The sequence below is a fragment of the Amycolatopsis rubida genome (assembly GCF_900115345.1).
Lineage (GTDB): Bacteria > Actinomycetota > Actinomycetes > Mycobacteriales > Pseudonocardiaceae > Amycolatopsis > Amycolatopsis rubida.
Genome location: NZ_FOWC01000007.1, coordinates 122,400 through 143,786, shown reverse-complemented (window position 1 = coordinate 143,786; position 21,387 = coordinate 122,400). Strand labels below are relative to the sequence as shown.

The window sequence follows — 21,387 nt, the reverse complement described above, 5'->3', positions numbered from 1 at the left end:
CGGGCTCTGAGTCAACGATCCGCCTCGCGCCAGGCGCCACGGCCGGAAGGTTCCACGCACGAACCCGGCTCTCGGTGTGTCGCGCCCGTCGGCGACTCACCCGCCCAGCGGTGGAAGCGGTTTCGACATCGGCCGAAAGCGTCCTCGGATCCAGGCAACGGGCAGATCGGCGTGCCAGTCGAACCCGCGACGGTGGCCCCATCCGGTCCACGACATGGCACCTGGCCCGGGAGCGAGATGCTTGGGGGCAAATATACAATACTTGGGGGGAAATATACAATGGAATTCGCTGTGCTCGGCTCATTGGCGGTCACCGAGGGCGGAAGGACTTTGACGCCCTCGGCGCCCAAGGTCCGCCAGGTGCTCTCGCTCCTCCTCCTGCGGCACAACCAGTTGATCTCCACCGAGGACTTCATCAACGAGCTCTGGGGGTACAACCCGCCGAGCAGTGCCCATTCGACGCTCCAGACCTACATCTACAAGCTGCGCAAGCTTCTTGTCGGCAACGATGTCCCCGGTGAGGACGACTTGCTGCTGACCCGCAAGCACGGCTATGAGATCGCCATCGAGCCGGAAACTCTCGACCTCTACCAGTTCGAACAGTCGATGGCCCGTGGAGTCGCGCTGCTCTCGACCGAGCTCGCCGCGGGCACCGCGGTGCTGTCCGACGCATTGTCGCTGTGGCATGGCCCGGTGCTGGCCGACGTCGACACTGGCGATCTGCTCGCGGTCTACGTGACCGCGCTGGAAGAGAAGCGGCTGCGGTCGCTGGAGCTGCGGCTGGACGCGGACTTACAGCTCGGCAGGCACCGCGAGGTCATCGGCGAACTGCGCAAGCTGATCTCGGACCGGCCGCTGCACGAGGAGTTCCACACCCGCCTGATGCTGGCGCTGCACCGCTCGGGCAGGCGCTCGGAGGCGTTGCAGGCCTACGGCCACATGCGCGACGTCCTCCTCACCGAACTCGGCATCGACCCCTCCCCCGAGTCTCAGCGGCTGCACCAGGCACTGCTCGCCTCCGATCCGTCGTTGGACATCGCGCCGCGGCACGCGGCCATCCCGTTGCGGCAGACCACGCTCCCGCCACCGGCGCACCTGCCCCCCGACCTGGCCGACTTCACGGGCCGCGAGGCGGAGCTCGAGCAGACGAGCAGGTGGCTCGTCCAGTCCGACGACTTCGGACTCGGCGTCGTGTCGATCACCGGCATGCCTGGCGCCGGCAAGTCGGCGTTCACCGTGCACGCCGCCCACCAACTGCGCGAGCACTTCCCCGACGGGCAGTTCTTCGTCGACCTCAAGGCTGCCCAGCAGGAGCCGGCACATCCTTCCGCTGTGCTGCACAGGATGTTGCGTGCGGTCGGCGTGCCGGAGGACGAGATCCCGCATTCGCTGGAGGAGCGCAGCAACCTGTTCCGCACCTGGAGCTCCGACCGCAGGGTCCTGATGGTGCTCGACGACACGGCCTCCGCAGCTCAGGTGCGGCCGTTGCTGCCCAGCAGCCCCCGGTCGGCGGTGCTGATCTCCAGCCGCACCGCCCAGCACAGCTTGCCGGGCGTGCGCCTGCTCGACCTCGACGTGCTGCCGCACGAGGACGGCCTCGAACTGCTGGCCAAGATCATCGGCAGGCACCGGGTCGAGCAGGAATCCCTCAGTGCGGCGACCATCGTGCGACAGTGCGGCTGTCTGCCGCTGGCCATCAGGGCCGCCGCCGCCCGGCTCGTCGCGGCCAGGGGCTGGCCGCTGAGCACGCTCGCCACCCGCCTGGCCCGCTGGCGCACGCGGCTCGACGAGCTGTGTTCGCCGGGGTTCGACCTCCAGGCGAGCTTCGACGTCGAGTACGACGCGTTGAGCAGTGACGACCGCGCGGCGCTTCACGCGCTGAGCTTGTTCGGCACCAAGCAGTTCTCCTCCGCCGACGCCGCACGACTGCTCGATTCGGACATGGAGACTGTGGACACGGTGCTGGCTCGGCTGGTCGAGCACCACTTCTTGCGGTTCACCGAGGGCGGCCGCGTGGGCGACGTGCTTTTCGCGTTCCATGAATTGACCAGGATCCACGCGCGCAAGCACCTCGACGCGGAACTGCACCACCAGGACGACCGGTCGGCGGAGTTCGCCGTGCGCATCGACGAAATCGACCTCGACGCGCATGTGCCGGCGCAGGCCGCCAGGGATCACGCGGACAGCAGATCGCTGGAGGTGCGTGAGCTGATCACCCGGTCGCGCCAGGCCCGCCAAGCCGGGTAACCGCGTTCCGCGTCGTGACCGGCTTCCCTCGCCTCGCAACGGAAGCCGGTCACGATACCTTGATGCTCGTGGTAGGACACCGGCGCGCGGCCTCCGCCACGGCCGCGTGCCGCTCCTGCGGCGGCTGCGACTGCAGCAGCACGACGATCCCGTCCTCGTCCTGGCCGAAAACGTCTGGAACGGCCAGCGCGCACAGGCCGCTGCAACAGCACGTGTCCTGGACGACCTCGACGCGCACTGGGCTCACCACTCCACCGGAACGCTCACGAAGCCCTCGAGCAGCGCGCCGTCGTGACGGCGCAGTTCGTCCGCGGGCACAGCGAGGCGGAGCGTGGGGAACCGGCTCAGCAGCAGCTCCAGCGCGACCTGCAGCTCAACCCGCGCCAGTGCGGCTCCGAGGCAGAAATGCGGTCCGATGCTGAAGGTGATGTGCGGGTTGTCGGTCCGGGTGACGTCGAAGGTCTCCGGGCAGGAGAACACCGTCTCGTCCCGGTTCGCCGACTCCACGATCGGGATGACGCCGGTGCCCGCTGAGATCGTCACGCCGCCCACCTCGAGATCGGCGGTGGCGTAGCGCAGCATCGACAGCGACGAGCCACCGACCAGCTTCCAGCGCAACAGCTCCTCGACGGCGTCGGGCACAACGCCGAGGTCGTTTCTCAGCAACGCCAGCTGGTCGGATTCGGTCAGCAGCATCGCGACGCTGCCGCCGAGCTGGGTGGCCGTGGTCTCGTAGCCGACCAGCAGCAGAAGCCGGCACCACCAGTGCAGTTCGTAGTCGTTCAGCCGGCCGTCGTCGTGATCGTGCACGGCGACCATCGCGCTGACCAGGTCGTCGGCGGGTTCCCGCCGCTTGGCCGCGATGAGTTCGCGCATGTATTGGTTCATCTCGCCGAACGCCCTGCCGATCTCCTCGCGGCCGAACCGTCCGACGGAGAAGAACCGGTCGGTCCACGCGCGGAACAGTTCCTGGTCCGCCAGCGGCACGCCGAGCAGGTCGCATACCACCCGCATCGTCAGAGGGAACGCGAACGCCTCGTTCAGGTCGACCGGCGGGGTGCGCTCGGCCATCACAGCAAGAAGCTCCTCCGCCACTTCCCGGACGTGCGGCCGCATGGTTTCGACGCGGGTCGCGGTGAACGCCTTGGCGAGCAGCCTGCGGACACGAGTGTGCTCCGGCGGATCCGGGTCGATCTCGGGATCCTGGAACATCGGATTGCCCGCCGTCATCCTCGGCGCACCGGGGCGGGCGAGATTGCGACTGAGGCGCGGGTCGGTCAGCACCGATCGCACGTCCGCGTACCGGGTGACCAGCACCGCCGGGTCGCCGCTCGGCAGCGTCACCGGAACCACCGGTTCCGAACGCAGATCTCGGATCTCCTCCGGCACGCCCAGAGCGGTGTCGCGGCGGAACGGGTACCGCAAGCGCCGGTCGGTCATCGGAAGCCCTTTCCTCGTCGGTGGGACCGCCTGGCAGTCACCAGGTCACCGGGATCTCCTCGTAGCCGAGGTCGAGCGCGCCTTCCTTGTGCCGCAGTTCCTCGACGGGCACGGCGAGCGCCAGTGCCGGAAAGCGCAGCAGCAATGCGCGCAGGGCTACCTGGAGCTCCAACCGGGCCAGCGCCGCACCAAGGCAGAAGTGCGGACCCGCGCTGAAGGTCAGGTGGTGGTTGTCCCGCCGGGACAGGTCGACCTCGTATGGGTTCTCGAACACCGTGTCGTCGTAGTTCGCCGACTCCAGCACAGGGATCACGCTCGCCCCCTTCGGCAGCGTCGCCCCGCCGACCTCGACGTCGTCGGTGAGGTAGCGCAGCATCGACAGCGAGTGACCGACGACCTGGCAGCGCAGCAGTTCCTCGACGGCGCTGGGCACCAGATCCGGGTCTGCGCGCAGCTTCGCCAGTTGCTCAGGCCAGCTGAGCAGCAACGGCACGCTGCCCCCGAGCTGGCTGGCCGTCGTTTCGTACCCCGCCAGCAGCAGCACCGTGCACCACCAGTGCAATTCGTAGTCGCTCAGCCGGCCGTCGTCGCCGTCGTGTACTGCGAGCAGTGCGCTGTAAAGGTCATCGCCCGGCTCGGCGCGCTTGGCCTCCAGCAGTTCGCCGACGTAACGCCACGCCTCCCCCGTGCCTGCGCGGAAGATGTCCTGGCCGGACTCCGGCACGCCAAGGAGACCGCAGATAACCTTGATCGTGAGCGGGTACGCGAACGCCTCGTTGAGGTCGACCGGCGGCGTCCGTGCCGCCAGCTCGGTCAGCAATTCTTCGGTAGCCTGCGCAACCACGGGACGCAGCCGCCGCACCCTCGTGGCGGTGAACGCCTTGGCGATCACCCGGCGCATCCGGGTGTGCTCGGGCGGATCCCGGTCAACCTTGGTGCCCTGGAAGATTTTTGTGTTCTCCGCGGTCATCCGCGCGGCGCCCGGCCGTTCGCGGTTGCGGCTCACCTGCGGCAGCGACAGCAAGGCACGGACGTCCTCATACCTCGTGACAAGCCAGGCCTCGTCGCCGCTGGGCAGCGTCACGGGGCAGACCGGCTCGTCCCGCAGCGACGTCAGCGGCGGCGGGTGCTCGGCCGTCGGCGGCCAGGGGAAGGGGTAGCGCATCGGGGTGCTGCTCACGGACTGCCTCCCAGCGAGGTCGACGGCTGGTGTGTTCACGATCGCGCCCCGCGCTGGCGGCCCGCACGACCCCGGGTCCACCTGTCCTGGAAGGCATGACCAGCGGACCCGGTGATCCTGTGCGCTCCGCCCACCGGGAAAGGAATCCGTCGATGCGCGCACTGTTCGTCACCGCCAACTTCGCATCGCACTACTACCAGCTTGTCCCGCTCGCCTGGGCACTGCTCGCCGCCGGCCACGAGGTGCGGGTAGCGAGCCAGCCCTCGTTCGCGGATGTGATCACCGGGGCGGGCGTGCCTGCCGTGCCGGTCGGTCCCGACGTCGATCTCGTGAAGTCCTTGATGGACAAGCTCTCCCGGCCGCAGCAGGGGCCGCCGCCGCTCGCGCCGGCAGGGGTCACCGGGCAGGAGTGGGCCGCAGGCGGCGGCAGCTGGAGGCTCACGCCGTTCGAGGTGTTCGCGGAGTGGGCCGAGCAGACCGCGGACGACGTCATCGGCTTCGCCCGCCGCTGGAGCGCCGATCTCGTCGTGCACGACCCGATCAGCTACGTCGGCCCCGCCGCCGCCGCGCACCTCGGCATCCCCGCCGTCCGGCATCTGCTCGGCCCCGACAACACCTATCTCGTCCGGGAGCTGCTCCCCGACCTGCTCGGATCCCTGACCGCGGCGCTGGGCGTCGACCCCGGCCGGATGCTCGGCACGGTGACGCTCGACAACTGTCCTGCCGCGCTGCAGCTGGACCACCAGGACGATCTGGAGCGCTGGCGCGCAAGATACGTGCCCTACAACGGGCCGGGCAGCGCGGCGCCGTGGCTGCTGGACCGCCCGGAGCGCAAGCGTATTTGCCTCACCTGGGGCTTCACCCCGTCGATGCGCGGCGAGGCCCCCGTGGTCCCGCAGCTGGTGGAAGCGCTCTCCGGGATCGACGCCGAGACGGTCGTCGTGGTCGCCAGCGCGGGCCAGGCGGGCCTCGCCGCGGCACCCGATCACGTCCGGGTTGTCGAGTCCGTCCCGATGCACCTGCTGCTGCCCAGCTGCGACCTCGTCGTGCACCACGGCGGGATCGGCACGGCGCTGACAGCGCTGCACTCGGCCGTGCCGCAGCTCGTCATGCCGCAGAAGCCCGACGAGCTGATCGTCAGCCGCAACGTCGAGTCCAGCGGGATCGGCAAGCTCCTGCCCCGCGCGACCGGAGCGGATCTGCACGGGGAGCAGATCGCCACCGCCGCGGCGGAACTGCTGGAGGACACCGGCTACCGCCGAGCGAACCAACGGGTGCGCGACGAAATGCTGAGCCGTCCCTCCCCTGCCGCGCTCGTCGCCGACCTCGAACGGCTCGCCGGGACGACCGCGCTCAGTGGCCGCCGCTGATGTGCAGCGCGTTGCCGCTGATGTTCCCGTTCGCCGCCGACCCGAGGAATACCACCGCGTTGGCGACTTCCTCGGCGGTGGACACGTGACCGACCGGCTTGCCCCGGTTGAGCACTCGCTTGACTTCCTCCGGCGGCCGTCCGGCGATCTGCTCCAGGATCTCCGGCGGCATCCGGCGGAGGAACCCGTCGGTCACCGTCGGGCCGGGCGCGACGACGTTGCTCAGCACCCCGAATGGCGCCAGCTCGGTGGCCAGCGTCCGGCTGAGGCCGTGCAGGGCCGTCTTCGCGACGACGAAGAGTTCGTCACCCGCCGCTCCGCGCACCACGACGTTGGCCGAGATCGCGACGATGCGGCCCCAGCCGCGCGCTTTCATCGACGGCACGACCGCCTGCACGGTGTGGAACGCGCCCTCGACGTCCGCGCGCAGCCCCGCGGTCCAGTGTTCGGCCGGGATGTCCTCGAACGGCACGGGGTCGACGCTCGTGCCGCCGACCGAAGAGGCGTTGAGGACCAGCACGTCGATCCCGCCCCACGCGGCGATAACTTCCTCGACGGCCGCGGTGATCACCTCGGGCCTGGTCAGGTCGTAGCGGACGGTGATCGCCTTGCCGCCCAAGGCCTCCACTTCGTCCGCCACCCGACGCGCCCCGCCGGTGTCGCGGTGGTAGGTCACCGCCACCCGCGCGCCCTCGGCTGCGAAGGCGCGGGCCGCGGGGGCGCCCATCGAACTGGTCGCACCGGTCAGGAACACCACTTTGCCGCTCAGCCCGAACTCCATGCCCGACACTGTGCCGTCCTGGGTTCGCGGCCCGATCGAAGCCAGCTCCACCTGGTCAGCGCGTGTCCGCTCGGGCGAGCAGGCTGTGCAGGCAGGCCACGAGACTGCGGGCCTGGATGTTCACGTAGTGGCTGTGGCGCAGCAGCCCGGTGATCTGGCTCATGGTCATCCACCGATGGCGCGGGAACGCGTCCGGAGGGACGGCGAGGTCGGTCTCGACGAGGAGGTACCGGTTGCGCGCGCGGAAGAAGCGGCCGCCCTCCTCGGCGAGCACCGCCTCGAAGCGGATCTGGCCGGCGCTCGCCCGCAGCACCTCGTCAAGAAACTCCGGCCGGGCGGCGGACGGCAGCACGTCGTAGTTCTCCGGCGTGCACTGGACGGTCGGCGCCAGCTCCACGATGTCAAGGTAGCCCGGTTCGACCCTGGCGTGCATGAGCACATGCAGCACTCCGTCGACGCGCTTGACCAGGAACGCCACCAGACCCGTGCCGATCGGCTCGATCATCGGCTGCATCCAGTTGCCGACCTCTCTGCCGCCCGCCCGAACGTCGACCCCGACCACCCGGAAGAACCGGCCGCTGGGGTGCGCGATCTCTCCTGCCTCGCGCGACCACGGCACCAGACCGTTCAGGGGGACTCGCTCGACGCCGACGTCCGTCGTCGTCCTGATCTCGGTGATCCAGTTGAGGATCTCGCCGGTGGTGTGCAGGCCGCCGTGCTCGCCGGCGCACGAGCGCTCCAGGCACGACCGGAAGTCCTCGCCCTGCCCCGAGGAGACACCGTCGCCTGAGAGCGGCAGGCAGGACAGCACGGTGCGCGCGTCCATGTTGACCAGGTCGTCGACGGCGAGCAGCTGGTGCACCTGGCCGACGGTCAGCCAGCAAAAGCCGTCGAGCAGCTTGACGTCCTCCTCGACCTCGACGATCGTGTTGCGGTTGCGCTTGTGGTGAAACCACGCCCCTTGCTCGGACTGGCGCACGTCGGCGAGCACACGACGGGTGCGGCCGCGGTCGCGGAAGTACTCCAGGTACGGCACAGCCTTGCCCTGGTGCACCCGGGTGTAGTTGCTGCGCGTCGCCTGGACCGTCGGCGCGATCTGGGCGCCGTTCGGGTTCCCCGGCTCTACCTTGGCCTGCATGAGGCAGTGCAGGATGCCGCCGAAGTCCTTGATCAGGATGCCGAGCAGGCCGACCTCCGGCTGGTTGATGATCGGCTGGCTCCACCGCTGGACGGGCCCGCCCGCCACCTCGACCTCGAGTCCCTCGACGCTGAAGAACTTCCCGGTGCGGTGCACGATGTTGCCGGTGGACCGGTCGGTCAGCCAGCCGTCGAGCTCCTCGAGCGGTGCCTTGCGCACCACCGCCTCGTTCCACCGGCGGCAGCCGGTCCACCAGGCATCGAACTGCTCGGTGCTGGTCACCTCGCCGGCGACGGCGAGCACCGACTCGGCGAGCCTGCGCGGGGTGGTGGAATTACCGGCCGGGGAAAGGACCATGGCCGCTCACCCGTCCCTCTCCGCGCGCACGAGGAAGTCGTGCACGCCGATCGGGACCGCCGACACAGGACGCAGGCCCGCGGTCTTCATCCAGTCCTCGCACTGCGCCGCCGAGTACTCCGCGCCGCCGTCGGTCGTGAGCAGCATGGTCAGGCTGGTGATCAGCGACTCCGGGTCGGACAGGCCGGCCGCGATCATCTGGTCGTAGACCAGCAGCGTGCCGCCGGGCGGAAGGGCCTCGGCGGCCTTCGCGACAATCGCTTGCCGCTGCTCGGGCGCCCAGTTGTGCAGCACGTGCCCGATCACGATGGTCTCGTGCTCCGGCAGCGGGTCGCGGAAGAAGTCGCCAGGATGGAACGTGGCCCGCTCGGCCAGGCCGTGCGCGCTGGTGTGCTCGTGGAAGGGGGCTTCCATCTGCGGCAGGTCGAACACGCCGACCTCCAGGTGCGGGTGCGCGAGCGCCAGCAGGGACACCAGGTTGCCGCGCGCACCGCCGACATCGAGCACGCGGCGGTGGATGCTCCAGTCGACCGATCGCACAAGTTCTTCCGCGACGGGTGCGCTCAGTGAGTCCATCATGTCCAGATACCGGCGCAGCCGCGCGGGATCGCCGGTCATTTCCGCGAACGGAAGGTCTACCTGAGGTTCGCCGGACCGCACCGCTTCGGTGAGCCTGCCCCAGGCCGGGTACAGCATGTGGTTGGCACGCAACAGATACCCGCCACGGTAGGACGGCTCGGACCGGACCAGGTGGCGCTGGGCGGCCGGGGCGTTGCGGTAGTGCTCGCCCCGCCGTCGCAGCAGCCCCAGCGATACGAGGGCCTGCAGCAACGTCAGCGACGCCCGCGGGTGCAGTCCCAGCCTCGTGCGCAGTTCGGGTTCGGTGGTGTCCTCGGTCGCTGCCTCGAACACGCCGAGCTCGAGCGCGGTCAAGAGGATCTTCGCGCTGCAGAAGGCGGTGCCCGTTCTGGTGATCCAGTCCGCGTCGACCTCGTTCGTACGCACGGCCATTCCCCTCACTCCCGTCACCCCTTCAGCACCACAGCGACGCCGTTGGCCAGCAGGCCGGCCATCGCGAACCACGTCCGGGCCAGGTGCCAGCCGCGCCACCGCCGCCGCGGATCGCTCCACTCGGCAGGCATCGAGCTCGCGTCGATCGCCTTGACCACACGGTTGATCGGCACGTTCCCGAACTGCGACACGAGCGCGACACCGAGCATCGCCGCGGTGGCGATCGCGAACCCGATGCGCGCGCCGGTGCCGGGTTCGACGAGCAGCAGGGCGACGTCGAGCACCGCGGTGCTGAGCACCACCGGCGGCATGACGCGGTCGTAGCTGCGCCCGACCAGCTGGTGCGTCTGCACATACCGATCCGGTGGGAGGCCGAGGAACGCGGGCACGACACCGAGCGCGACCGCGAGCAGGACGCCCGCGGCGAGTCCGCTGCCGGCCAACGCGACGACGCTCAGCAACTCGATCACGAGGCGATCCTGGCGCCGCACTCTCGACGTGGGCTGGACGTGGACTGAACTCACTGGCGGGCGTCGGGGCGGACCACCGTAAGTGTCTTGTCCGCACCGGGCCTGCCGGATCGTTGCCGGCCCGACGGTGTCGCCCTCCGGGCCCTGCGCCAAGGCAAGCCGGCCTTCAGCGTTTCAGTGAGCGACCGGCCGCCGGAGTTGCAGGAGGACGCTCTCAACCGGCGGTGCCCTTCGGCAGCGCACGCGTGAAGACCAGCGCGACCAGGAACACGAAAACCTGGTACCACAACGTGTTCGCCGTCGCGTCGGCCCAGTTGCGCGTCGTCGCCGAACGCTCGAACGGTTCCACCGCTCGCCGCGCCGCCGGTTCCTGCAGGCTCGCCGCGCGACAACTCCCCGGCACTACGTCCGGGTTCACCGCACCCGCGCGGTCGCCAAAGCACCGGCGGAAGTCCGCGACGATCTGGTCCGATGTGGACGGTGCGAGGTCGGTCGACGCCAGTTCCGCCCGCAGGCCGGGCGCGACCCGCCCGCTCTCGGCGTCCGCGCCGCGGGCGACCAGGCTGAAGAAGATCAGGCCGACGACGCCGACGCCCGCCGCCGCGCCGAACTGCATGACCGCGTTGGTGATCCCGGACGCGGCTCCGGCGTCGCGCGGCGGCACCTCAGCCAGCACCAGGCTGATGAGAATCGGGCTGAGCAGGCCCATGCCCGTGCCCATCAGGACGAAGCAGCCGAAGAGCTGCGGCGAGGTCAGCTGGTCGGCCTGGACCCGGACCACCGAGCTCATCACTACCGTGCCGACGGTCAGCAACCCGCACCCGGTTCCCACCAGCGTGCGGCCGTGGTTGTCGCCGAACTTCACCGCCAGCGGGGCGGTGACGAGGATGCCGGTCACCCAGCCCAGCATCGTGATCGCGGTGCGGATCGGCGACCAGCCGAGCGCGAACTGCACGTTCCAGATCACGATGAGGAACGCGGAGATCGTGCCGGAGAACAGGACGAGGTACACCAGAGTGCCCGCGGCGAACGACCGGCGCCGGACCAGGCTGGCCGGCACGAGGGCCGCATCTTCGCTGCGCCGCCGCTCGTAGCGGGCGAACACTGCCGCGAGCGGGATCGCGACCACCAGCATGACGAGCATCCACACCGGCCAGCCCAGCTCGCGGCCCTGCTGCAGCGGGTACATCAGGAACGCCGACACGAGGGCGATCAGCACCATGCCCACGAGGTCGAACCGCATTCGCTGGTCGGATCTCGACTCGGGCACGTACAGCAGGGCGCCCAGCACGGTCAGCAGACCGAGCGGAATGTTGATCAGGAAGATCGCCCGCCAGTGCAACCCAGCGAGGTCGTAGGTCGCGAGCACCCCGCCGAGGATGGGCGCGCTCACCTGGGCGAGGTTGAGCGTCACTCCGAACGCCACGAACGCAACCTTGCGCCGTTCCGGCGGGAACAGCACCTGGATGACCGCCAGCACCTGCGGTGCCATCAGTCCGGCGAACGCCCCCTGCATCACTCGGGCACCGATGAGCACCCCCATGGACGGCGCCAGCACGCACAGCAGCGAGCACGCGGCGAAGCCGGTCACCCCGACCAGGAAGATCCGCTTGCGGCCGAACATGTCCCCGAGCCGCCCGCCGATCACCAGCACCAGCGCGAAGCTCAGCGCGTACCCGGCGATGCACCACTGCCCTGCCGCGTAACTGCCGTTCAGGTCCTCCTGAATGCGAGGGATGGCCACGGACACGATGTGCGTGTCGAGGATGTCCATGAACGTCGCGAAGAGCACGACGGCGAGGGCCAGCCAAGGCCTGCGCGACGTGTTCGAAGAGATGGACGAAGCGTCCATGCCGACCCTCCAGCCACTTCCCGAACGGGAGCGAATGATCCTCTTTAGTGATGTCAACACTATCACCAGGCCGAGTGTCGTCGAATCGGTCCCGCCAGCGCGGTGGCCCGCAGCCTTCGCAGCGGTCCGCCGACGCGGACAAATCAGTCGAAACCCTCCCGCAGCCACGGTGACGGCGTACGTCGCGCGCATTTCGATCGACAGGCGGGCAGACTGCGCAGCTTCCACGCCTCTCCTCGAACCGCCGTGCCGGGACGACATAAGCTCACCCCATGAGCGCGTCCCGCCAGTACCAGCCGACGCCGCTGGCGCTGGCCGTGCTCGGCCTGCTCAGCGAGGCCCCGATGCACCCGTACCGCATGCTGCGGCTCATCCGGGAGCGAGGCAAGGACCAGGTCGTCAACGTCAGCCAGCGCAAGAGCGTCTATCAGATGATCGACCGTCTGGAGCGGGTCGGGCTGATCCGTGTCAAGGCGACCGCGAAAGACGAGAACCGCCCGGAACGGACCGTCTACGAGCTCACCGAAGAAGGCGTCGCGACAGCGCGGAGCTGGGAGACGCGGATGCTCTCCACACCCGGTGGCGAGTATCCGTCGTTCCCTGCCGCGCTGGCCTTCCTGCCGCTGCTGGAACCGGATGAGGCGCTGGCCACGCTCAGGGTCCGCGTCGAAGCGATCGAGGCAGAGCTCGCCCGCTTCGACGCGGCGCTGGCAGGTGATTGGCGCGAAGTGCCGCGCCTGTTCCTGCTTGAGATCGACTATCTGCAGGCCTCAATGCGCACCGAACTGGCCTGGGTGCGCGGGGTCGCCGACGAACTGGCCAGCGGCTCGCTCACGTGGGACGGCAGGCAGTTGCGAGCCGAGGCCGCCGCGCGCGACGCGTCCGGCTGACCGCCGCGCGCCTCCCGCCGCACGTAGTCGAGCTCGCCCCGGATCCCGGGGGCGGCGGGTGCCCGCTGGGCCGGAGCAGCGGACGGCACCGGCAAGTCGTCCGAATGACGGCGCCGTCCGCGATCACCTGCCTGCCCCGTCAGAAGCGGACGCCGTTCGTGGCACTCTGGAAGACGCCCAGCCGCGCGCCCTGCGGGTCCACGAACGTGGTCGTCCCGCTCGCGGTGAACGCGGTCGCCGACTCCGCTGCACCGGCCTGCTCGATGTGCATGTGCCCGGTCCACACCCCGGCCTCGTCGTAGGTGAAGTGCCGCAGCACGAAAGCGAAACCGGCCGGCGTTCGCCGCCAGGTGCCAAGCCCCGGGTTCGCGCCGTGATTGCTGGCTGCGGTCAGGATGCCGTCCGAAGTGCAGGCGAACATCCCCTTGTGGGAGGGGATCTCCGGGTTCGCCGGGAACGAGATGTCCACCGCCCACGTGCCCGGCAGCGACCGTGCCGGAGGTTTCTCCGGATCGGCGCTCGCCGGCGTACCGAACGTGCCCAGCCCGATCGCGGGCGCCAGCAGAGCGCCGTGTGCGATCAGCCGTCTGCGACCGAAATTCTCCGCCATGGCGATCTCCCCTCGGATGTTTCCCCGGACCCCAGCCCCGGGGCTCCCAGGAATGTAGGACGGCTCCTCACGAGCGCCGCTGGAGAACTGCTGGAGAACTGCTCGGCACCCGCCGATCACCGGACAGCGCCGAGGACCACCGCGCTCTGGAACCCGCCGAACCCGCTGCCGACGCTGAGCACGACGTCGACCTTGTGCTCCCTGGCCTCCCGCGGCACATAATCGAGATCGCACTCGGGATCCGGATGCTGCAGGTTCGCCGTCGGCGGCACGACCTGTTTGGTCAGCGCGAGCGCACAAGCCACGATCTCGATCGACCCGATCGCACCCAGCGAGTGGCCGATCATCGACTTGATCGAGCTGACCGGCACTCGGTAAGCGTGCTCGCCGAGGCTCAGCTTGAACGCGGCGGTCTCGTGCCTGTCGTTCTGCCGGGTCCCGGAACCGTGGGCGTTGACGTAGCCGACGTCCTCCGGCGCCCGCCCGGCACGGCCGAGCGCGACCCGGATCGCCTCGGCCATCTCGCGTCCGTCGGGCCGCAAGCCCGTCATGTGGAAGGCGTTGCTGCGCGTGCTGTAGCCGGCGACGCGTCCGTAGATCGCGGCGCCCCGGCGCTTGGCTGCCTGTTCCTCCTCCAGCACCAGCACTCCCGCGCCTTCCCCGAGCACGAAGCCGTCCCGCTCGGCGTCGAAGGGTTTGGAGGCGTGTTCCGGGTCGTCGTTGTTGACCGACGTCGCTTTGATGGCATCGAAACAGGCCGACGTGATCGACGACAGAGGAGCGTCCGTCGCACCCGCGATCACCACGTCGGCGGAGGATTCCTCGATCAGCCGGGCGGCGTGGCCGACCGCGTCGATGCCGGAGGTGCACCCGGTCGAGACAAGGGCGACCGGCCCCTCGGCGGCGACCTCCCAAGCCACCTCCGCCGCGAGAGTGCTGGGCACCATGTAGCCGTAGAGATGCGGAACGCCGTAGGCATGGTCGACCAGCCACTGCCGCCCGGAGTCGGAGAGGACCTGGTACTCCTCCTCCAGCCCGCTCGTGCAGCCGACCGCGGTGCCGATGCTCACGCCGACGCGGTCCGGCTCGATCCTCTCGAAATCCACTCCGCTGTCGGCCACCGCTTCCCGTGCCGCGACGACAGCGAACTGGGCGGCGCGGTCCATCCGCCTTGTTTGCCGCGCGGTGAGCCCGGCCGCCCGCGCGTCGAAGTCGACCTCGGCGGCGACCCGCGAGCGGAACCCCGTCGCGTCGAACAGCGAGATCAACCGGGTGGCCGTGCGACCGGAGGACAGCAGGTCCCAGAACGCGTGCTTGCCGATCCCGCCGGGAGCGACCACACCGACTCCGGTGATCACCGCTTTTCGTTCTGCCATCACGACTTCGCCCTCACCTTCCACATCAGACGGACACGACCGCCATCGCGTTGGCGACAGAGGCCAGCAGTGCCAGCGCCGTTCTGAGCACGTGCCAGCGGCGCCAGAGCGGCCGGGGGTCCTGCCAATCGGCGGGGATCGCGGCCGGATCGAGGGCCTTGACTCCGCGGTTGATCGGCACGTTGCAGAAGTGCGAGACCGCCGAGACACCCAGCAGCAGCACGGCCGCGATCGCGAACCAGCTCGCACCTCGCGGCGACACAACCGCCAGCACGATGTCCGCCGCCGTCGAGGCGAGGACGATGACCGGCATGGTCGGATCCCAGCGGCGGCCGATCAGCTGGTGGGCGTGGACGTACTGGTCGGCCGGCATTTCGAACAGGGCGGGCAGCACGCTCAACGCCACCGCGAACAGCACCCCGGCGACGACGCCGCTGCCCACGAGCACGGCCACCGACAGCACGGCGGCGATCACGGCAGCGCAGCCGTCGCGATCAGGTCCAGCCGCGCGGGGTCGCCGGTGCAGGGGAAGACCAGCAGCTCGTCGCAGCCCGCTTCCGCGTAGCCGTCGACGACTTCGCGCAGTCTGCCCGCGTCCGCGATCACGGAGGCGGCCAGCCGATCCGCCTTGGCGTCGAGGTAGGAGTAGTAGCTACGCAGGTACCGGCCGCCCACTTCGGCACCGTCCTCTCCCAATGAGACGTAGGCGAGCGCCACCATCCGCGGCGCGTCCTCGCGGCTCTGTTCTGCCCACACCTGCCGTGCACGCCGCACGAGGTCCGCGTAGCCCGAGACGGATCCACCGGGGGCGATCCACCCCGCCCCGCGCTCCCCCGCCCGGCGCAGAGCGGCCGTGGAGTGCCCGCCGATCCACAGGGGAATGCCGCCCGCCGGCTGCGGGCCGATCCCGGGCACCGCGCCCTTGCCCTCCCAGACCTCGCGCAGCTCGTCCAGGACTGTGTCGAGACGCCGGCCCCGGCGCGCGTAGTCGGCACCGGTCGCGGCGTAGTCGTCCGGTCTGCCTCCGGCCGCGACGCCGAGCACGAACCTCCCGCCCGCGATCCGGTCGAGGCTCGCGAGCTGCTTGGCCAGCAGTGCGGGGCTTTGCCGGCAGGCGGCGAGCAGGATCGACGTGGCCAGCGTGATCCGTTCAGTCACGGCCGCGGCCGCGGCAAGCGCCACCACGCTGTCGTAGCTGTCGTAGACCAACCGGTCGAGCACTGCCAGCGTGCTGAACCCATGGCGCTCGGCTCTGCGGGCGAACTCCACCAGGCCCCGTCCGTCCGCTCCCGGCACGGTCGTCGGCAAGCCGATTCCGATGTCCATGCTCGTCCTCCGCTGAGTTCAGGCCTTCGCCGACGGCAGTCCGGTCAGCTTCGACCGGACGTCCACGACGGCGGCGGCATCGTCGTCACCGCGTCCGGCCGCCAGCAACGATTCGAACTGGGCCAAGGAGCACTTCACGACGGGCAGGTCCGCTCCCCGCTTGTCCGCTTCGCTCGAACCGAGGCTCAGGTCCTTGTGCATCAGCGCGGCGCGGAAGCCGGGCGGCTGGTACACGCGCCTCCGGATGAACTGCGCGCGGAAACTCAGCACCGGCGAACGCCATCCGCTGTTCTCCAGCGCGTGCAGCAGGACTTCCCGGTCCAGTCCCATCGCCTCGGCGAACGCGACCGCCTCCGCCAGCCCGACGGTCTGCACACCCAGCAGCAGGTTGAACGCGAGCTTGAGGACGCTGGCCCTGCCCGGTTCGCCGACGAAGCGCTGCTCCTTGCTCAACGCTCCGAGCACGTCGCAGACGCCTTCGACGTCGTCGCGGTCGCCCGCAGTGAAGATCCGCAGTTCACCGACGGCGGCCATGTGCGGGTTCCCGACGACGCAGGCCTCCACCCGCCGCGCGCCGGCCGCGGCACACCGCTCGGCCGCCTGCCTCGCAAAGGCAGGCGACACCGTCGTCGTGTCGATGACCGTGGTACCCGGTTCGAGGTGGCCTAGCACGGAGTCGAAGAGCACCTCCGCCACCGCAGCTTCGTCTGCGAGGCTGAGCAGCACCACGCCGGCGTCTGCCCCGGCCTCGGCCGCCGAACGGGCGACCGCGACACCCGCCCCGCCTATCCGTTCCGCCTTCGCGCCAGTCCGGTTGAAAACCGTGACCGAGAACCCCGCGTCGACGAGCGCGCAGGCCATGCCCGAGCCCATCGCGCCGAGCCCGATGACTGCGATCCTCCTGCTCCTCACGGACCTCAGCCCCCTGCGCCGCGGGCGAGTGCGGCGTCCGCCGGGTGGTCCTCGCAAGAAAACTGCGAGATCCGGCGCATCATGGCGGTGCGGAAGAACTCGCCGAAAGCCTGCGGACTGGAGATCTCCCGCTGTTGCTTCAGGAATGGCCGGAGCTTCTCTTCCACCAGGTGCACGCCCTTCTGCGCGGCCATGTGCCGGCCCATCGAGGACAGGTCGCCCTCGTAGTGCACGACGCGGACCATGAAGTCGTCCTGGATGAACACCGCGGTGCCGAGCAGCCTGCCCGCCTCCGCGCCGTGCTCGTCGCGCAGCACGCCGGTGTCGACCCGTTGGAAGCCCTCGAAGATCTCGGCGATCTCGTCCTCGTGCCCCGGTTCGACCCGGTAGCCGATCGCTGCGTATGGCATCAGACTCCTCCGTCCACGTTCAACGTCACCCCGCTGATGTAGCGGGACGTGTCACCGGCCAGGAACAGCACCGCCCCGGCGACGTCCTCCGGTTGGCAGATGCGCCCGAGCGCGGTCATCCCGACGATGCGTTCCACCGCCTGCGGTGGCAGCCCCGCACCGGATTCGGCCTCGATCAGGCCGGGCGCGACCGTGTTCACCCGGATCCCCCGCGCGCCGAATTCCTTGCACAGGGCGCGAGTGAAGCCGATCAGGGCCGCCTTGGACGCCGAGTACGCGACCCCGTTGATCCGGCCTCGCAGGGCGGCCGAGGACCCGACGTTGACCACCGAGGCTCCGTCGGACAGCAGGTCGCGCACCGAGTGCGTGACGAGGTAGGCCGAGGTCGCGTTGTGGTCGAGCACCCGTCGCCACTCGTCGTCGTCGAGAGCGTCGAACGGCACGACGCCGTCCACACCAACGTTGTTGACCAGGACGTCCAAGCCGCCCAACGCTTCCAGCGCCTGCTCGGCCAGGTGTTCGACGTCCGAGCGGACCGTCACGTCCGCGCACACCACGCGGTGCCGCTCTCCCACTTCCGTCAGCTCCCGCTCAGCGGCTTGCGCCTGTTCGCCGGCCTGGTGGTGGCAAACGACGACATGCGCTCCCGCCTTCGCGAACGCGAGGGCGGTCACCCTGCCGACTCCTCTGGTCCCTCCGGTCACGAGCACGCGCTTGCCGGACAGCCCCTGTTCCATCGTTCTCTCCCCCTTCGCCATTCGATCGCACACGGCTCCACGACCGGTCGACGCCGGCCGGAGCGCGGTCACGCCGCGAACGCCTCGTCCTTGGCGAGCGCGCGGGTCAACGTCCGCCTGCGCAGCGCGAAAACCACACCGCACACCAGCGCCAGGCCGCCGAGTCCGAGGTAGTACCCCGGCTCCGGCACGACGTCGCGCAGCCGTACGACGACGCTGCCCACGCCGCCGCCCAGTGCGGCGAAGAGCCAAAGCATGCCGAGCGTGCGGCCGAGGAACTGGCGCGGCAGTACGTCCGCCGCCGCCGAGATGCTGACGGCGGCGATGGTCACCTCCCCGCACGCGTGGGTCAGGTACACCGCGACCAGCCAGAGCGGGGACAGCCGGCTGCCGTCGGACGCGATCAGCGCGGCTACCGCCATCACCACGAACCCGGTGCCCACGAGCAGCAGCCCCGCGCTGAACTTCACGGCGACGTTGTGCCGCTCGCCGATGCGCGGCAGCACCGTGGCCACTGCTGGGGCGAGCAGCAGGATGAACACCGGGGTCGCAGACTGCAGCCAGCTCGCGGGAACAGTGAATCCGAGCACGTCGCGGTCGATGTGGTCCCTGGCGAACAGATTCAGCAACGACGCGGAATGGGCGATGATCATCCAGAACAGGGTCGCGCCGAGGAACACGGCGAGGAACGCGCGCAGCCTCCGACGATCGCCCGGCCCCAGCGCCTTCTCGCGGTACAGCAGCACGTAGCCGACGACGGGCGCGACAATGCTGAGCAGTCCGCTGAGCGCGAGCACGGCCGTCACGCCGAGCACCCCGCCCACGGCGAACCCGGCCAGCACCGCGGCCAGCACGACGACGACCGCGCCGGTGCGCCGCAACGCCCGGCGGCGTTCCGGGGCGTCCAGCGGGCGGGCAGGGCGGGTGCCTACCTCGGCGAACTGCCGTGCGGTCACCGCCAGCAGGACGCCGCAGACGGCCATCGCGACGGCGGCGACGGCGAACGCGGCCGGCCAGTTCCCTCTCTCGCCGAGGAATCCAGTGACCAGCGGCGCGAGGAGCGCACTGACCTGCGTCCCCACATACATCAGGGAAATACCGGACTCACGGCCGCGGTGCCCGCCGAACATCAGGTTGGTCAGGGCGTTTTGGTTGGACTTGAACATGCCGCCGCCGATGGCCACCAGCGACAGGCCCGCCGCCGCCGTCCAGCCGCCCGGTATGGCGAGGCACAGATAGCCGAGCACGGCGGCCACGCAGCCCGCGATCATCGCGCGCCGATGGCCGAGCACGCGGTCGCCGAGCCAGCCGCCGGGCAGCGACAGCACGAACATCACGCCGATCCACGCGCCGAACAGCCCGGCGGCGTCGGCCGTGGCGAGCCCTAGGCCGCCTCCGGACGCGGGAGCGGCGGCGTAGAGCACCAGTACCGCCTGCATCGCGTAGAAACCGAAGCGCTCCAGCAGGTCCGAGCTGAACAGGGTCACATACCACCGGGGCATCCGGCGCAGCGACACTGTCCGGTCGCCGCGCTCGGCGACCGGCCGGGTAGTGCTCATGACGACCTCCTCAATCCGCACACCCGCGCGAGCACCTCGGCCAAAGCAGCCTCCTTGTCCTCGACGGCGCCCCGCGACCGCCATGCCACCATCGCGTCCGGCCGGACCAGCACCGCGTCGTCCTCGTCCACACCGAACGCGGCCGTCCACGCCCGTTCGCGGGCGACCAGGTCGCCGTTCTCCGCGATGACGTGGGCGCGCAACGGAATCCCGAACCGCTCGCCCGCCAGGCGGGCGGCGGCGGCCCACCCATTGCCCGCCCGTCCGGTGAGGAGAACGAACTCGTCCCAGAACAGGTCGACCGTGGAGATCCGCGCACCCGCGCGGTCCAGCCACACGTGCGGTGCCCGGGTGCCGGGTTCGCCGGTCAGCCGCAGATCCGGGGTGAGCACGGGCGCCTCCGGGCCGTCGTCCACAACGGACTCGGAGCGGTACCGATAGCCCAAGGTGATGACGATGTCGTCGACCATCGCGGCGGTCGTCTCGGCATCCGCGTGACCGTGGCGGATCCGATTGCGGATCATCGCTTGTTCGGCCATCGCCTCGCCGACTCGCCTGCGCTCGACGTCGTAGGTGTCCAGCAACGCGTCCCCGGCCTGCCCGCGGAGGACCGCGGCGAGCTTCCACGCCAGGTTGTGCGCGTCGTGGATGCCGGTGTTGGCACCGAAGCCACCCGCGGGAGGGTGCACGTGCGCGGCGTCTCCGGCGAGAAACACCCGGCCCGCGCGGAAGGTCTCTGCCACCAGCTGCGTGCCCTGCCACGGCACCTTGCCGACGATCTCGACTTTCATGTCCGGCACACCGGAGGCGGTGCGGATGATCTCCACGCAGCGCTCGTCGGTGAAGTCCTCTGGGCTCTCGCCACGCTCCGGGAAGTACAGCGGCGCCGCCAGCCAGGGATCACACCCGTGCAATCGGGACAGTCCCATCAGCGTTCCCGGTGCCTCGGTGGCGTAGCAGAGGATGAAATGCCTGCCCTTCAACCATTCCTCGAGCTGCGGTGCCCGGAAGTAGATGCTCAGCGCGTTGAAGACTGTGCCGCGACCGGTCCTGTGTACGCCGAGCGCCTCGCGAATGGTGCTGCTCGCGCCGTCCGCGCCCACCAGGTGGCCGGCCCGCACGGTCGACCGCACCTCGGTCACGGTGTCCTCAAGGACCGCAGTCACGCCGTCGTCGTCCTGGGCGAACTCGCACAGCCGCGTGGAAAACCGGGTCTCAGCCCCTGCCTCGCGAGCGAGGTCGGCGAGGACTCGCTCGTAGCGATCCTGCCCACAGCCCATCACGCGTTCAGGACTCACGTCGGGCCCGTCCAGGGACGGGGCCTCCACCACCACCGCCTCGTCGATCCGCGCGAAAGTCGGCACGCGTAGGATGCCGCCCTCGAAGTAGGAGTGGGAGTCGCCCATCTCGAGGGCGCGTATCCGGGGCAGCACACCGGCTGCCCTGAACAGCTCCAAGGTCCGCGCCTGCAGCCCAGGCGCCCTCGGCAAGGTGGACGTGCCGTCGCGCTTCTCGACGAGCAGCGTGCGCACCCCGTGCTGGCCGAGGAACAGCGCGGCGCTCAGCCCGACCGGACCGCCTCCGACGACCAGTACCGGAACATGCGTGTCATCCATGATCGATTCCCCTGGACTCGACCGCCCGCGGCCGCTCCGGCCCGGAAGCTGCAGGAGTACCCACCTCCGCTGGAAGACCGCTGGCGTTCTGGTCCCCCCGCGGCT

The 21,387-nt window shown here is 70.0% G+C and carries 20 protein-coding genes; 3 read left to right on the top strand and 17 right to left on the bottom strand.

The window, feature by feature from the left end; translation table 11 throughout:
- The first annotated feature begins 279 nt into the window (after positions 1 to 279).
- A complete protein-coding gene (locus BM362_RS25850) occupies positions 280 to 2,247 on the top strand; it encodes an AfsR/SARP family transcriptional regulator (RefSeq protein ID WP_167545437.1) in 1,968 nt (655 codons plus the stop codon).
- 49 nt (positions 2,248 to 2,296) lie between these two features.
- On the opposite strand, the gene BM362_RS25845 is transcribed toward BM362_RS25850, so the two are convergent.
- Genes BM362_RS25845 through BM362_RS25835 form a run of 3 tightly spaced genes read right to left on the bottom strand, consistent with a single transcriptional unit; the run spans position 2,297 to position 4,867 of the window.
- Positions 2,297 to 2,494, bottom strand: a complete 198-nt coding sequence (locus tag BM362_RS25845) for a ferredoxin (protein WP_342029817.1) — start codon at positions 2,492 to 2,494, stop codon at positions 2,297 to 2,299.
- Entirely contained in the window at positions 2,491 to 3,687 is a 1,197-nt protein-coding gene (locus BM362_RS25840) for a cytochrome P450 (RefSeq protein ID WP_093574892.1), read from the bottom strand. Before BM362_RS25840 ends, BM362_RS25845 begins: the two co-directional genes overlap by 4 nt.
- 37 nt (positions 3,688 to 3,724) lie before the next feature.
- Complete coding sequence (locus BM362_RS25835; protein ID WP_244287287.1) at positions 3,725 to 4,867, bottom strand: cytochrome P450; 1,143 nt, start codon at positions 4,865 to 4,867, stop codon at positions 3,725 to 3,727.
- Positions 4,868 to 5,019: 152 nt separating this feature from the next.
- Between BM362_RS25835 and BM362_RS25830 the strand changes: the two genes are divergently transcribed.
- Positions 5,020 to 6,237 carry a nucleotide disphospho-sugar-binding domain-containing protein gene (locus BM362_RS25830; RefSeq protein WP_107309562.1) on the top strand — a complete coding sequence of 406 codons (1,218 nt, stop codon included), beginning with the start codon at positions 5,020 to 5,022 and terminating at the stop codon, positions 6,235 to 6,237.
- On the opposite strand, the gene BM362_RS25825 is transcribed toward BM362_RS25830, so the two are convergent.
- The 5 genes from BM362_RS25825 to BM362_RS25805 form a co-directional block, all read right to left on the bottom strand.
- Positions 6,221 to 7,018, bottom strand: coding sequence for an SDR family NAD(P)-dependent oxidoreductase (locus tag BM362_RS25825; RefSeq protein ID WP_093575094.1), 798 nt, complete (start codon positions 7,016 to 7,018; stop codon positions 6,221 to 6,223). The genes BM362_RS25830 and BM362_RS25825 overlap by 17 nt on opposite strands.
- Positions 7,019 to 7,073: 55 nt before the next feature.
- A complete protein-coding gene (locus BM362_RS25820; protein ID WP_093574889.1) occupies positions 7,074 to 8,513 on the bottom strand; it encodes an NDP-hexose 2,3-dehydratase family protein in 1,440 nt (479 codons plus the stop codon).
- Between the two features lie 6 nt (positions 8,514 to 8,519).
- On the bottom strand, positions 8,520 to 9,518 hold the full coding sequence (locus tag BM362_RS25815; protein ID WP_244287286.1) for an acetylserotonin O-methyltransferase: 999 nt from the start codon (positions 9,516 to 9,518) through the stop codon (positions 8,520 to 8,522).
- A gap of 20 nt (positions 9,519 to 9,538) precedes the next feature.
- Positions 9,539 to 9,994: an anthrone oxygenase family protein gene (locus tag BM362_RS25810; protein WP_093574887.1), complete on the bottom strand. Its 456-nt coding sequence runs from the start codon at positions 9,992 to 9,994 to the stop codon at positions 9,539 to 9,541.
- A gap of 214 nt (positions 9,995 to 10,208) precedes the next feature.
- A complete protein-coding gene (locus BM362_RS25805) occupies positions 10,209 to 11,846 on the bottom strand; it encodes an MFS transporter (protein ID WP_167545436.1) in 1,638 nt (545 codons plus the stop codon).
- A gap of 272 nt (positions 11,847 to 12,118) precedes the next feature.
- Between BM362_RS25805 and BM362_RS25800 the strand changes: the two genes are divergently transcribed.
- Positions 12,119 to 12,736 carry a PadR family transcriptional regulator gene (locus BM362_RS25800; RefSeq protein WP_093574885.1) on the top strand — a complete coding sequence of 206 codons (618 nt, stop codon included), beginning with the start codon at positions 12,119 to 12,121 and terminating at the stop codon, positions 12,734 to 12,736.
- 139 nt (positions 12,737 to 12,875) lie between these two features.
- Here BM362_RS25800 and BM362_RS25795 read toward each other — a convergent pair whose 3' ends face one another.
- From BM362_RS25795 to BM362_RS25755, 9 genes are all read right to left on the bottom strand, one after another.
- Positions 12,876 to 13,346: a hypothetical protein gene (locus tag BM362_RS25795; RefSeq protein ID WP_093574884.1), complete on the bottom strand. Its 471-nt coding sequence runs from the start codon at positions 13,344 to 13,346 to the stop codon at positions 12,876 to 12,878.
- 116 nt (positions 13,347 to 13,462) lie between these two features.
- Complete coding sequence (locus tag BM362_RS25790; RefSeq protein ID WP_093575093.1) at positions 13,463 to 14,722, bottom strand: beta-ketoacyl-[acyl-carrier-protein] synthase family protein; 1,260 nt, start codon at positions 14,720 to 14,722, stop codon at positions 13,463 to 13,465.
- A 25-nt stretch (positions 14,723 to 14,747) separates the two neighbouring features.
- Positions 14,748 to 15,197, bottom strand: coding sequence for an anthrone oxygenase family protein (locus tag BM362_RS25785; RefSeq protein WP_244287285.1), 450 nt, complete (start codon positions 15,195 to 15,197; stop codon positions 14,748 to 14,750).
- A complete protein-coding gene (locus tag BM362_RS25780) occupies positions 15,194 to 16,048 on the bottom strand; it encodes an LLM class flavin-dependent oxidoreductase (RefSeq protein ID WP_093574883.1) in 855 nt (284 codons plus the stop codon). Before BM362_RS25780 ends, BM362_RS25785 begins: the two co-directional genes overlap by 4 nt.
- 18 nt (positions 16,049 to 16,066) lie before the next feature.
- Positions 16,067 to 16,960, bottom strand: a complete 894-nt coding sequence (locus BM362_RS25775) for an NAD(P)-dependent oxidoreductase (protein ID WP_093574882.1) — start codon at positions 16,958 to 16,960, stop codon at positions 16,067 to 16,069.
- Positions 16,961 to 16,965: 5 nt separating this feature from the next.
- Positions 16,966 to 17,370: a SchA/CurD-like domain-containing protein gene (locus BM362_RS25770; protein WP_093574881.1), complete on the bottom strand. Its 405-nt coding sequence runs from the start codon at positions 17,368 to 17,370 to the stop codon at positions 16,966 to 16,968.
- The gene (locus tag BM362_RS25765; protein ID WP_093574880.1) at positions 17,370 to 18,107 is read right to left on the bottom strand and encodes an SDR family NAD(P)-dependent oxidoreductase; all 738 of its coding nucleotides are present in this window, start codon (positions 18,105 to 18,107) and stop codon (positions 17,370 to 17,372) included. The genes BM362_RS25770 and BM362_RS25765 overlap by 1 nt, the downstream gene beginning before the upstream one ends.
- Positions 18,108 to 18,175: 68 nt before the next feature.
- Entirely contained in the window at positions 18,176 to 19,666 is a 1,491-nt protein-coding gene (locus tag BM362_RS25760; protein ID WP_093574879.1) for a peptide MFS transporter, read from the bottom strand.
- On the bottom strand, positions 19,663 to 21,282 hold the full coding sequence (locus BM362_RS25755) for an FAD-dependent monooxygenase (protein WP_093574878.1): 1,620 nt from the start codon (positions 21,280 to 21,282) through the stop codon (positions 19,663 to 19,665). Before BM362_RS25755 ends, BM362_RS25760 begins: the two co-directional genes overlap by 4 nt.
- Between the last annotated feature and the right edge of the window lie 105 nt (positions 21,283 to 21,387).

Coding starts and splice junctions, on each gene's coding strand:
- BM362_RS25780 (WP_093574883.1), bottom strand. CDS start 16,048: ATGGACATCGGAATCGGCTTGCCGACGACCGTGCCGGGAGCGGACGGA.
- BM362_RS25755 (WP_093574878.1), bottom strand. CDS start 21,282: ATGGATGACACGCATGTTCCGGTACTGGTCGTCGGAGGCGGTCCGGTC.
- BM362_RS25795 (WP_093574884.1), bottom strand. CDS start 13,346: ATGGCGGAGAATTTCGGTCGCAGACGGCTGATCGCACACGGCGCTCTG.
- BM362_RS25790 (WP_093575093.1), bottom strand. CDS start 14,722: ATGGCAGAACGAAAAGCGGTGATCACCGGAGTCGGTGTGGTCGCTCCC.
- BM362_RS25800 (WP_093574885.1), top strand. CDS start 12,119: ATGAGCGCGTCCCGCCAGTACCAGCCGACGCCGCTGGCGCTGGCCGTG.
- BM362_RS25820 (WP_093574889.1), bottom strand. CDS start 8,513: ATGGTCCTTTCCCCGGCCGGTAATTCCACCACCCCGCGCAGGCTCGCC.
- BM362_RS25765 (WP_093574880.1), bottom strand. CDS start 18,107: ATGGAACAGGGGCTGTCCGGCAAGCGCGTGCTCGTGACCGGAGGGACC.
- BM362_RS25825 (WP_093575094.1), bottom strand. CDS start 7,018: ATGGAGTTCGGGCTGAGCGGCAAAGTGGTGTTCCTGACCGGTGCGACC.
- BM362_RS25830 (WP_107309562.1), top strand. CDS start 5,020: ATGCGCGCACTGTTCGTCACCGCCAACTTCGCATCGCACTACTACCAG.
- BM362_RS25840 (WP_093574892.1), bottom strand. CDS start 3,687: ATGACCGACCGGCGCTTGCGGTACCCGTTCCGCCGCGACACCGCTCTG.
- BM362_RS25770 (WP_093574881.1), bottom strand. CDS start 17,370: ATGCCATACGCAGCGATCGGCTACCGGGTCGAACCGGGGCACGAGGAC.
- BM362_RS25760 (WP_093574879.1), bottom strand. CDS start 19,666: ATGAGCACTACCCGGCCGGTCGCCGAGCGCGGCGACCGGACAGTGTCG.
- BM362_RS25805 (WP_167545436.1), bottom strand. CDS start 11,846: ATGGACGCTTCGTCCATCTCTTCGAACACGTCGCGCAGGCCTTGGCTG.
- BM362_RS25850 (WP_167545437.1), top strand. CDS start 280: ATGGAATTCGCTGTGCTCGGCTCATTGGCGGTCACCGAGGGCGGAAGG.